Origin of the sequence: Paenibacillus sp. UMB4589-SE434, assembly GCF_030226685.1 — a bacterium.
Classification (GTDB): Bacteria; Bacillota; Bacilli; order Paenibacillales; family Paenibacillaceae; genus Paenibacillus_B.
This window is the reverse complement of the sequence record NZ_JASOYK010000001.1, coordinates 183541-195460: the sequence shown is the minus strand read 5'-3', so window position 1 is coordinate 195460 and position 11920 is coordinate 183541. Positions and strand designations below refer to the sequence as shown.

The window sequence follows — 11920 nt, the reverse complement described above, 5'->3', positions numbered from 1 at the left end:
GCAATCCCACATTTTACCTCTATTTATTGTACTTTAACCTTCACCATTTTGTCGCCTTGTTTAATAGCATTTGGTCTGACTTTATAAATACAGAGCAGGATCATACCAGTATTCCTCTAATTATGTCCACAGTAAAAGAACATCAACAAGACTCCGGTGCCATTCGTTTGATTAACAACTGCACTCGTAAATGTCTCAGTTGAAGGTCGGTTTACGATGCCTTCATAGAAGATCTATCGCAATTGTTCGACAAGTTATCATTAATATAAATGTTTTGTACATATTCGGGTGTAATTTTTTAATTCAAAATATATATGCATATACTCTTTGTTTTGATACAATAGTTAAAATATTACTATCTAAACTGACCATTTCCCACCTTTTCTCTACAGACACTCCATAAATTAGAAGGGAGGTGAATTTAATGAAAAAGGTAGTACTGATCCTATTTTTAGCATTCTTCTCTTTCTCTACTAACGCACTTGCTGCCTATACTGCAACATCACATGATTTGACAGTTAGCCAACCTGCTCAACATAAATTAAGTGTTGGCCTATGGAGTTCTACGAATGAAACCGTTGAGCTATCGCTTTATTCCAAAGGGCCCTCCGGTCAACTTCATAAAGTATTCTCAACTACCGTGAATATCGGACCCACCACTCCAAGTCCTGTTGAGTTTTCAGTAGGTTATCTTAGTTCAGGAACTTATGTCCTTAAAGGACAATTCCAAGGATCTTATGGTAGTCTAGGACCTGTTAGTTTACATCAAGTATATTAATAAATTGCATAAAGATGAATACGGCCAAGCATATTATTCTATGTTTGGCCGTATTCGTTCCTTCTGAATCTATTAACTTTTTGTAACAATATGTTAATTCTTCAAAGTCGCTTCTACAAATATGCAATTGAACATCCTAAATAAATATGTGTTTATTTCTTCTTCAAAATCCTGAGATTTATGATTACAAATACAATCAAAATTTTCATATTTGACTATTGCTTCTTATGAATCAGCTTCACTCCATAACATATTCACTTTGTCTTATATACATGAGAAAGCTTTAAATGAATTGAGTATTACTATAACAGAAGAAGAACAACGATTGATTGAGATCATAGTTATAGAAGGCTTGTCTTTCAGTAAGTAAATATTTAAACCCCTATATCCATTTTATCAATTCGGATATAGGGGTATTTTTTCAAAGAAGAGATCATTTTAAAGACTAATGCTGAGATTTACTTTGTTAAATCATTACTTGTTTTCTTCGACCTTATATTCCATCCAGTTCAAATCACCAACGTTATCTTTTATAAAAAGGCTTCCTGTTTTTTTATTAATAAATATCGTTAAACCTTGATGTGCTTTATCATCTGATCCTGTAACTGAATTTGTTGACTCGAAATCTTTCTCATCGTACGTGTCTGACTTGTATATCTCGAATAGCGGGTATTTTTTCCCCTCAAACATGATCCATCCAGCGGTCAAGCCCTCACTTAACATTGGGTCTCTTGGTGCTTTTACATTGCTTCGGGCGTCCGAACAACCTGAACTGAAAATGGATATGAGAACTATTATTATCAAACCAACACGTTTAATAGTCATTTGTCACCTTTCCTTTAAGGCCCAACACCATACCAATGTGTGCGTCCAGATAACAGGTTTTTATGCTCTGTATGCCACTGTGTAGTTGAATACACGGTTCCATAATTCATTATACAAATTGGATAGCTTGAGTTAGGATCGATTGAGTCATGTCCTAGACCGTAGTTATGGGATAATTCGTGTTGAACAGCGTTTGCCGTCCGTGCTGCATTTTGATCAAGAATTAAACTAAATGCTTCGCCGGGTGGAGGGCTGTTATATTGGAAAGCTACTCCTTGAGTATCCATCTTACTGTCAGAGGTAAAGCCGATGACAAAGTCATATTCATTTGTTCCATACCCCTTCAGTTCGTTAATGAGTTCAGCGTCGTTATTGCCTGATGACATCCAATATCCGATATTTTTCACACTTAAATCAATATTGAAATCTCTGTTAAAAGCATCGTCTGCAACCTCTACAATATCCCTCACCCTAGTAATCCAGTCCCAGTATTTGTTACGATACTCTTCGTCTACTTTAATTCCCACTGTAGCGACCCTACCAGTCGCCAAAGTTGATAGAGATGGTGTAATGATAGACTTAGGTGACGTCAGTTTCCCAATCACTTTACCATTTTCGTCTGTAATAACAACATCCTCAGAACGTTCTATATTAGGTTTAAGGATATCTTGTGATTGAATGGAAAGGGAATTATCTGTATAACCTTTCAGTCCCTCAGACAATGTTGCATTTTCTGCATACCACTTTGCTTCGCTTACAGTATCGCTTCCTTTCTGTTTAGCTTCAACAGCATGGGCAATTTGAAAACTTGGCAAAGAAGCCGTCAGTACCAACAAGGAAACGGAAATCATCAAACCAATTCTCTTCAATTGCATTTCATCCTCTCTTCTCCTCATATAGTAGATTCATCATCATCTTACAGGTTCAGGAAGAGAAGGTGGAACGAAAATCAATATAGAGGTTTCCACATTTTAATTGCGCTACATTCTGCGGGAACACAATCTAAAGGTTAGTTAAATGAGTATCGCTGGTTTTATTAAATCCTTTTGCTTGACTTTCAATGTATTAACTATTTTAGAATAATTTTATGTACAAGGAACGACTTAATGATAAGATGAGATCTACTTTTCAGCATATAAAAAATCCTCTTAGAGCATTGAAATGCACACTAAGAGGATTTTTTATGCTGCTTATGCTACTTCAACTTTAGCCATTTTGTCGCCTTGTTTAATGGCATCGACATGTTCAACACCTTCGATGACTTGGCCAAATACAGTATGTACGCCATCAAGATGCGGGAATGCATCATAACAGATGAAGAACTGGCTGCCGCCTGTATCTTTACCTGCATGTGCCATTGACAAAGCACCTTTAACGTGTTTGTGCGTGTTGCCAGCTGTTTCACATTTGATTGTATAACCTGGACCACCCGTGCCTGTACCGTTAGGGCAACCACCTTGAGCTACAAAACCTTTAATTACACGGTGGAAGGACAGACCGTTGTAGAATCCTTCGTTCGCCAATTTTTCAAAGTTGGCAACTGTGCCTGGAGCTTCATTTTCGAACAATTCAATGACAACTTGGCCGCCGTTTTCCAGCGTGATGTTTGCTTTTTTCATTATAATAAACATCCTTTCTCATATACGAAATAAACACACCGTGTACAGTATATCATTGCAGGCGGACTCAACACAACAAACACGTCATGACTACAGCCAGAACGAAATCAATTACAACCTGATTTCATCCAAGCTGAGCAACTTCACTTAGTCAAAAGCAACACCGAGCCAAGGAGAATTCTCCTACAGCTCGGTGTAGATCATTCGTTATACACCAGCAACAGCGAACAAAGTCACAACGCACTAATTAGCAAAAGTTGCGCCTGCTTCGACTATCGCAATTATTATTGACTGACTAACACTTTCTGCAATCTTGCCGGAATGACGTCCTTACCAACGATGTCTTGGTGTGTCTCGCGGCCAACAACGAGGTCCGCTTGACCATTCTGTACAAATACAACTGCAGGCTTACGAATTCGGTTATAGTTGCTTGCCATTGCATAATTGTATGCGCCTGTACAAGATACCGCCAACAGATCGTTCTGCTGTACAAGCGGTAACGATAAATCCCAAATGAGCATATCACCGCTCTCACAGCATTTACCTGCAATAGATACTACTTCTTCGGCACTCTCATTAGCCCGATTAGCAAGCAAAGCTTCGTAGCGGGATTCATACAAGGCTGGGCGAGGATTGTCCGTCATCCCGCCATCAACCGCAACGTATTTGCGTACGCCCGGTATTTCTTTAACAGAACCGACTGTATACAAAGTTGTCCCTGCATCACCAACGATGCTGCGTCCTGGCTCAACCCAAATTTCAGGCAATGTCTCATTCAAATTTGCAAAGTGAACTTTCACCGCATCCGTAATCGCCTTAACGTAATCCGCCACGGCAAGTGGTGTATCTCCTTCAGTATAGCGAATGCCAAACCCGCCCCCCAAATTCACAACCCGGAAGCTGACGCCTGACTGCTCCTTCACTTGACGAGTGAATTGAGCAACCCGTTCAACCGCCATTTGGAAACCTTCTACTTCAAAGATCTGTGACCCTATGTGAGAGTGAACTCCCAATAGATCCAAACCTTCAGCTGCAGCTGCCTGCTGAACCGCTTCATAGGCTGTGCCATTGCCGATATCAAAGCCGAACTTGGAATCCGTCTGTCCCGTGGAAATGTATTCATGTGTATGTGCTTCTACGCCGGGTGTTACACGAAGTAATACACTAACCTTCCGTGCCCGCTGCTTGGCCATCACATTCAACAATTGTAGTTCAGTGAAATTATCTACCACAAAGCATCCGATATTCGCCTCAAGCGCCATCTCAATCTCATCTGGTGTCTTGTTATTGCCATGGAAATGGATACGATGGGCCGGAAAGCCTGCCTGCAGCGCCGTATACAGTTCACCGTCAGACACAACGTCCAAAGACAAGCCTTCTTCATCCACAAGTCTGCACATCGCCATTACACAAAATGCCTTGCTTGCATAAGCAACCTGAAACTTTAATCCAGAGGCCCGAAATGCCTCCATATATTGGCTACTACGCTGTCTGACTAACTGCTCATCTACAATATAAAGCGGCGTGCCAAACTGGGCTTTAAGATCAGTCACATCACAACCGCCAATCGTTAAATGTCCTAGTTCATTAATCGTGCTAGTTCCATGTAAATACACTGTCCATTCCCCATTTCCTGTACCATTTCCAATAGTTATTCATTACCAAAATTATAACAGGAAAGTTCCAATTCACAGAATGGACTAATGTGCACAACATTTGCATTAATCCTCAATCAGGAATCGGAATTCGGACGCATTTTGGATGCGTCTTTTGTCTTATTAAAGCTAGGCCGCTCCTTAGACAACAAGAAAGGCTGACGTACAAAGATATTGTAGAGCGCCTTTGCATTAAAAGGAATAAAGGGCCACAAGTACGATGAGTTGTACGAGCGATGCAATGCCAGAAATACGATAAATAGTGTAATGCCGATAATAAAGCCCGGCACCTTAAAGGCTGCGACGGCAACCAACAGCATCAGTCGAATAATCCGATTCGCCAGTGCCAGTTCATAACTCGGCGTCGCAAACATCCCCACTGCCGCCACGGCCATATATAGAATGACCTCGTTCACAAATACGCCGGTCTTTACCGCTATATCACCAAGAAGAATCGCGGCCACTAGTCCCATCGCGGTTGCAAGCGGCGTAGGTGTATGCACAGCAGCCATCCGCATCAGATCAACGCCTAGCTCTGCAAGCAAAAACTGCAAAATGATCGGAAGCTTCGCGGACTCCTGCGGACCTAGAATTTGAAGGGCAGCAGGCTTCAGCCCGGGCTCCATAACCATTAGCAGCCATAACGGAAGCAGAAACAAGGATGCGAAAATACCTGCGAACCGAACCCACCTTAAGTAAGTCCCCATAAACGCAGTCTGTCGATTCTCTTCCGCATGCTGGCAAAGATCAAAAAAGGTCGTCGGCAAAATCATAACAGAAGGTGAAGTATCTACAAACAAGACGATACTCCCATCCATCAAATGAGAAGCGACTGAATCTGGACGCTCTGAATAACGCACAAGCGGATATGGATTCCATCCTTTATTAATAATCGCTTCTTCCAACTGTTTATCCGCAAGCGGCAAGCCTGACAAATTAACCTTTTTAATCTTATCCCTGACAGACTTCACCATCTGCATATCCGCAATGTCATCGATATAGGCTATGCAGACATCCGTTCGAGTGCGACGGCCCACCTGCACCATCTCATATTTGAGTCCCGGATCCCGCAAACGACGTCTCACTAAGGTTACGTTCGTTAACAAAGTCTCGGTAAACCCATCTCGGGCCCCTCGCACGACTCTCTCGAGCGAAGGCTCCTCTGGCCCTCTTCCTGGAAATGTCTTCACATCCACAATAATTGCTGCCGCCTCATGTTCAATAAAAAAGGCGCTGCACCCCGACAATACCTTGTTAATTGCCTCGCTCATTTTGGTTACTTTCTCCACTTGGATATGGGGAATGTAACAGTCAAAAAACGATTTAAAGGCGTTCGCACTTACTTGGGACTTGTCTAACATCGTGAGCCGGGCCAAAATCATCGTCATCACTTCGTCCTTGGCAAACCCATTTATGTAGAACAATCCTACATTACGCTGACCAAATGTCATCTCACGAAACATAATATCAAATGACTTGCCGAATCCGACGACATCCGTTAACGTACGTTTCGTGTCCTTTAATCGCCTTGGAATCGCATCATCTTTCTGCCAATATAGGATTGAAGCAACCAAGTCGTTTGAAAGTTCATGTTCTCGTTTATAACGATGCTCTTCTGATTCTGATGGCTTATCGCTACCGCTGCCGCCTTCAGTGTGCGATCCGTAAGCCTTTGCTTCAGCTGCTGCCTTGGATTCAGATTGGCTGTCTTGATGGTGATTGGCTTGCTGATCTTTATTGTCATCCTCTGTATGATAGTCCCCCTGCTTCCCTCCCTGCTTGTGCTGTTCGTGCTGCTTATTCTGCTTGAGCTGTTCGTGTGATGATGTGTTGCCTGAAGCAAGAGCGGATATGTGGTTAGACTCCTCCCTATCGCGGTAGTTATCAGGAGTCTGTTCCTCGTGTCCTGACTGCATGGATGATGGATGATGATTATCTCCTTGCATGTGGATACTTCCACCAGACTGGTTACCACTTTGACTAGCATCCGATACATAGCTGTTTCTAAATCCTGCAAATGTATAGGGACGACTATTGTCACGCTGCCTGCCAGGTGATCCTTTTCCTTGCTCAGCACCTTCCTCCTTATGCTGTTGATGATAATCAGCGGTTAGCGATTGTTGATAGCGGCGTGTAGAATGTGTATTCATGGGCACTTGCTGATTTGATGCCAATTCATGTGAGCTATTGTTTCTGGATTGATGGCCTTGCTGAGAACTTTCCATCGTACCAAGTCTTGACGCTTGATGCCGGGACGATCCCGCGAGCGAAGATTGAAGACCTTCACCGTCACTATTGTTTTCTTTGCCGCCTGTTGTCGTTGTGCTTGACATCTTTACCCTCCTAAAACATGTTCATTGCGGTCAGTGAACGAACATACCGGAATGGTATTAGTATGGAACAGTTACATCATCTTCATGAGCGATAAATAAATAAAAAACCGTTCTATCACTCCTGACTGGCAGTGAGACGAACGGTTTTGTTGGACAGTCCTGCTATTGTGCAATTTGCGCCTTGATGGACTGTAATATTTTTTTCTCTAAACGTGACACTTGAACCTGTGATATTCCTAATCGACTAGCTACCTCAGACTGGGTTTGATCCCGGAAATACCTTAAATATACAATTAACCGTTCACGCTCGTTCAGTCCTTCAATCGCCTCATTTAACGCAAGCTTGTCAAACCAGCGATCCTGTGACTCGTCAGCAATCTGGTCCATCAACGTGATTGGATCGCCGTCATTCTCGAACACCGTCTCGTGAATCGATGTAGGCGGCTTGTTCGCCTCTTGGGCAAAGACCACGTCTTCAGGCGTGACGCCAAGTTCAGACGCCACCTCGCTAATCGTAGGCAGCCGTCCCAGTGTCTTCGACAGCTCGTCCTTCATCTTTCTGACCTTATTTGCCATTTCCTTAAGCGAACGGCTTACCTTTAGTGTTCCATCATCTCTAAGAAAACGTTGGATCTCTCCGATAATCATCGGCACCGCATACGTCGAAAATTTCACGTCGTAGGACAAGTCGAATTTATCAACGGATTTCAGTAAGCCGATACAGCCGATCTGAAACAAATCCTCAGGTTCATAGCCCCGATTCATAAAACGTTGTACGACAGACCACACCAACCTGATATTGCTGTTTACAAGCCGTTCACGGGCTAATCCGTCTCCCGACTGGCTTAAAGCAATGAGCCGCTTAACCTCCGCGTCGTCCAAATACGCATTTGACGATTTCATATCCACTTTCATGGCTTCAACCCCTAATTATAAAGCGCTTTTTTCGATTCAATCCGCTTTTTCATGCGAATACTCGTACCGGCGCCGAGTTCAGTGCTGACTTCGAACTCGTCCATGAAATTTTCCATAATCGTAAATCCCATACCGGAGCGCTCCATATCTGGCTTTGACGTATACAACGGCTGTCGTGCCAAGTCAATATCTTCGATTCCATGGCCTTTATCCGACACAGTAATCGTCACTTCCTCACCCTTGATCTCCGCTGAAATCGTAACTTCACCATCTGGGTCATTGTCGTATCCATGGATGATACAGTTGGTAACTGCTTCCGAGATCACTGTCTTCATATCAGTAAGTTCTTCTAATGTTGGGTCAAGCTGAGATACGAAGGCAGCTACCGTGACACGTGCGAAGGATTCATTCTCCGAACGACTTGAAAATTGAAGGCTCATTCTGTTCGTTCCCGAGTGCTTCATTATGATACGACCTCCAGACCGGTAAGCGCGGTGCGCTCGTTATCATACACACTTACAATTTTGAATAAGCCTGACAACTCGAACAAACGGCTTACCGCCGGGTTCATGTCACATACAACCATTCTGCCGCCTTTTGCTTTGATCAGCTTGTAGCGTCCTAAAATAACACCTAAGCCCGAACTGTCCATAAAAGTAAGATCTTTTAAACTAAGCACCACATGGTTTATTTGGCCACGCTGAATTGCCTCATCCAACTGGATGCGTACTAGCTCAGATGTGTGGTGGTCCAGTTCTCCCCGAAGCCGGGTAATTAATACGTTACGTTGATGCACTAGCTCTACCTGCAAATTCATGCGTCTCACTCTCCTCCCGCGATGCTGAACGATTTCGTGATAGCGCATGCCAATTCCTGCCTGCCGACAAAACTAGAAGCTACATCTGTTTAGTTGACAAAAAACAACTTTCCACACGTGCGTTTAAACATCGTCCACCAGCCTGCTTTTTCAATCGTTTGAGCCGATTCGACAGGAAATTCTTTAACGACTTTTTCACCTTGATACACCACTATTTTGCCAATCGACTGACCTGCAGCAATAGGTGCTTTGATTGATTCAGGTGCGATCAGCGCATAACGAATTTGATTGGACGCCTCACCCTTTTTGAGCAGGACATGATAAGGACGTTTTGCTGTTAGCTCCAACTTTTCATTCATGCCCTTTTCAATACGAATCTCACCAATACGATCACCACTCTTTATTAGTGGCACATTGGTATACTGAGCGAATGCGTAGTCGAACAATTGAGATACTTCGCTGTTGCGTGTCTTCGTATTCGGTTCGCCAAGCACAACCGCAACTACTCGCATATTATCCCGTTTCGCTGTAGCTGACAGACAATATTTTGCTTCAGACGTATAACCCGTCTTCAAACCATCAGCGCCAGAATAAAAGCGAACAAGCTTATTCGTATTAACGAGCCAAAATTTCTTATCTGTATGCTGTCTAAGATAATCTTCATACGCGCCAGTGAATTTTGTAATTTCTGGATATTGCAGCAGCGCCTGCGACATCAAAGCTATATCAAAAGCAGAAGTATAGTGATTATTAGCTGGCAAGCCGTTGCAATTTACAAAGTGGGTATCTTTCATCCCCAGTTGCTTCGCTTTTTCATTCATCATTTGAACAAATGCCTGCTCAGAGCCGGCGATTTTTTCTGCCATTGCAACAGAAGCATCATTACCAGATGCCATCGCAATTCCTTTTAACATCTCTTGAACCGTCATCTCTTCACCCGGCTCCAAGAAGATCTGCGATCCACCCATAGATGCGGCGTACTCACTGGTTCTAACCTTATTCGTCATTTTCAGTTTTCCATCTTTGACAGACTCCATAATAAGCAGCATCGTCATTATTTTTGTGATACTAGCTGGTGGCAGACGGTCATGACTGTTTTTATCGAAAATTACTGTCCCTGTGTCCGCATCCATTAACACCGCAGAACGTGCGCTCGTTGCTAATTGCAGCGCATCCGTTTCAGTGGTTGCTGTTGGCATCGTGAGCTGACCATTATTCGGCAGCAGGGCGGAGTCTGAATAATCAGGTGGCACGTCCGCCGAATAAGCAGCTGCTTGACCTGGAAGCAGCAGCGCCGCAAATACGATCATCGTTATACACGTGCGATTCCATGGATTCAAAAGATTCCCTCCTATACCTCTAAAAGGTGATGCATCATCCGTTCGATCCGTTTCTAGAGTGAAGCTCACCCGCTATGTAGAACAGGTGAACAGAAGACAGATGTGCCTGTTATTCATTGTTGTCCACAAAGAAGTAAAATATTCCAACATAGGAAATGTGCTGCGCAAAAAAGGCATACCCTAAACCAAAATGGTCTAGGGTATGCCTTATAATCCTCTATTGCAAGTAAATAATTAGGTTACACAAAACGTTGCACGCCATCTTTTGTTACGATTGCATAAACGAGCGGCTTCGGCGGAACAGGCTCTGCAGATAATTGATAAGCCTGCAGGATGCGCGCCTTGGCCTCGTCTACCCGCTTCTCGTCATTGACATGAAGAATAGCAAGCACGTCACCAATTTGTACTTGATTACCGACTTTCTTGCGCAAATCAAGACCAACTGCAAGATCGATGATACTATCTTTTGTTTCACGACCTGCACCCAACAGCATAGCTGCAATCCCAATGCTTTCGGCTTCGATACCAGCAACATATCCCGCTTGTTCCGCTTGTACTTCAATGCGCTTCGCTGCATGCGGAAGCTTATTTGGATCAGTAATCATCTCAACGTCGCCCTTCTGGGCTTCGACTAGCTGCTTTAACCGATCCAATGCTGATCCATCTTGAATATGCTGCTCAAGCTTGCCTCTCGCTTCCTCTACGCTGTTTGCTTGTCCACCAAGTACAAGCATGTGTGAACCAAGAATTAAGGATAATTCATGAAGGTCCTCAGGACCTTCTCCTCGTAACGTCTGGATGGCTTCTTCCACTTCAAGCGCATTACCAATCAAATGCCCAAGTGGCTGATCCATATCCGAAATGATCGCAACCGTATCCCGGCCAACCTCTGTTCCAATATCCACCATTGCCTGCGCCAACGCAATGGAATCGTCCAACGTTTTCATGAATGCGCCACTGCCTGTCTTCACGTCAAGTACAATCGCATCGGCACCTGCTGCAATCTTCTTGCTCATAACCGAACTAGCAATAAGCGGAATAGACTCTACAGTCGCCGTTACATCACGCAAACCATACAATTTCTTATCAGCAGGCGTAATATTTCCGCTCTGACCAATGAGAGATACGCCGATATCATTAACTTGTCGGAAGAAATCTTCACGGGACAGTTCTACCTGGTACCCTGCTATTGCTTCAAGCTTATCAATCGTTCCGCCTGTGTGCCCCAGTCCTCTACCTGACATCTTAGCGACAGGCACACCTGCGGCCGCAACCATTGGTGCAAGCACCAATGTTGTCTTATCACCTACACCGCCTGTAGAATGCTTGTCCACCTTAATTCCCTGAATAGGACTTAAGTCGATCTGATCACCCGACTTGGCCATCTCTAGAGTGAGCTGAGCAGTCTCTTGCGCAGTCATTCCTTTAAAAAATATGGCCATTGCCCAAGCCGCAACCTGATAGTCAGGAACCTCTCCATTGCTATAACCTTGAACCATAAATGTAATTTCTTCGTTTGTTAAAACATGACCTTCACGTTTCTTATGAATGATATCAACAGCTCTCATCGGATGTGTGCCTCCCTAGTTGGTTCAATCGTATTGTATGCCAATGGCAGTTACATGTTCGCATATAGTG

General features: G+C 43.6%; 11 protein-coding genes. 1 reads left to right on the top strand and 10 read right to left on the bottom strand.

Annotated elements, in window-relative coordinates; genetic code table 11:
• Positions 1-424 precede the first annotated feature (424 nt).
• Positions 425-778, top strand: a complete 354-nt coding sequence (locus tag QP775_RS00895; RefSeq protein WP_239327145.1) for a hypothetical protein — start codon at positions 425-427, stop codon at positions 776-778.
• Between the two features lie 474 nt (positions 779-1252).
• On the opposite strand, the gene QP775_RS00890 is transcribed toward QP775_RS00895, so the two are convergent.
• The 10 genes from QP775_RS00890 to QP775_RS00845 all read right to left on the bottom strand — a co-directional run bounded on the left by QP775_RS00890 (position 1253) and on the right by QP775_RS00845 (position 11850).
• Complete coding sequence (locus tag QP775_RS00890; protein ID WP_285102851.1) at positions 1253-1603, bottom strand: hypothetical protein; 351 nt, start codon at positions 1601-1603, stop codon at positions 1253-1255.
• A 14-nt stretch (positions 1604-1617) separates the two neighbouring features.
• Positions 1618-2472 carry a M12 family metallo-peptidase gene (locus QP775_RS00885; protein WP_285102849.1) on the bottom strand — a complete coding sequence of 285 codons (855 nt, stop codon included), beginning with the start codon at positions 2470-2472 and terminating at the stop codon, positions 1618-1620.
• 321 nt (positions 2473-2793) lie between these two features.
• Positions 2794-3222, bottom strand: a complete 429-nt coding sequence (locus QP775_RS00880; RefSeq protein WP_239327141.1) for a peptidylprolyl isomerase — start codon at positions 3220-3222, stop codon at positions 2794-2796.
• Positions 3223-3506: 284 nt separating this feature from the next.
• Positions 3507-4838, bottom strand: coding sequence for a diaminopimelate decarboxylase (lysA, locus tag QP775_RS00875; RefSeq protein WP_239327139.1), 1332 nt, complete (start codon positions 4836-4838; stop codon positions 3507-3509).
• Between the two features lie 116 nt (positions 4839-4954).
• A complete protein-coding gene (locus QP775_RS00870) occupies positions 4955-6793 on the bottom strand; it encodes a spore germination protein (RefSeq protein ID WP_483311998.1) in 1839 nt (612 codons plus the stop codon).
• Positions 6794-7372: 579 nt separating this feature from the next.
• The gene (gene sigF / locus QP775_RS00865) at positions 7373-8125 is read right to left on the bottom strand and encodes an RNA polymerase sporulation sigma factor SigF (RefSeq protein ID WP_285102847.1); all 753 of its coding nucleotides are present in this window, start codon (positions 8123-8125) and stop codon (positions 7373-7375) included.
• 11 nt (positions 8126-8136) lie between these two features.
• Entirely contained in the window at positions 8137-8589 is a 453-nt protein-coding gene (gene spoIIAB / locus QP775_RS00860; protein ID WP_239327138.1) for an anti-sigma F factor, read from the bottom strand.
• On the bottom strand, positions 8589-8942 hold the full coding sequence (gene spoIIAA / locus QP775_RS00855) for an anti-sigma F factor antagonist (protein WP_028544187.1): 354 nt from the start codon (positions 8940-8942) through the stop codon (positions 8589-8591). Before spoIIAA ends, spoIIAB begins: the two co-directional genes overlap by 1 nt.
• A gap of 89 nt (positions 8943-9031) precedes the next feature.
• Positions 9032-10141: a D-alanyl-D-alanine carboxypeptidase family protein gene (locus QP775_RS00850; protein WP_285105648.1), complete on the bottom strand. Its 1110-nt coding sequence runs from the start codon at positions 10139-10141 to the stop codon at positions 9032-9034.
• 380 nt (positions 10142-10521) lie between these two features.
• Positions 10522-11850 carry a pyrimidine-nucleoside phosphorylase gene (locus QP775_RS00845; protein ID WP_239327137.1) on the bottom strand — a complete coding sequence of 443 codons (1329 nt, stop codon included), beginning with the start codon at positions 11848-11850 and terminating at the stop codon, positions 10522-10524.
• Between the last annotated feature and the right edge of the window lie 70 nt (positions 11851-11920).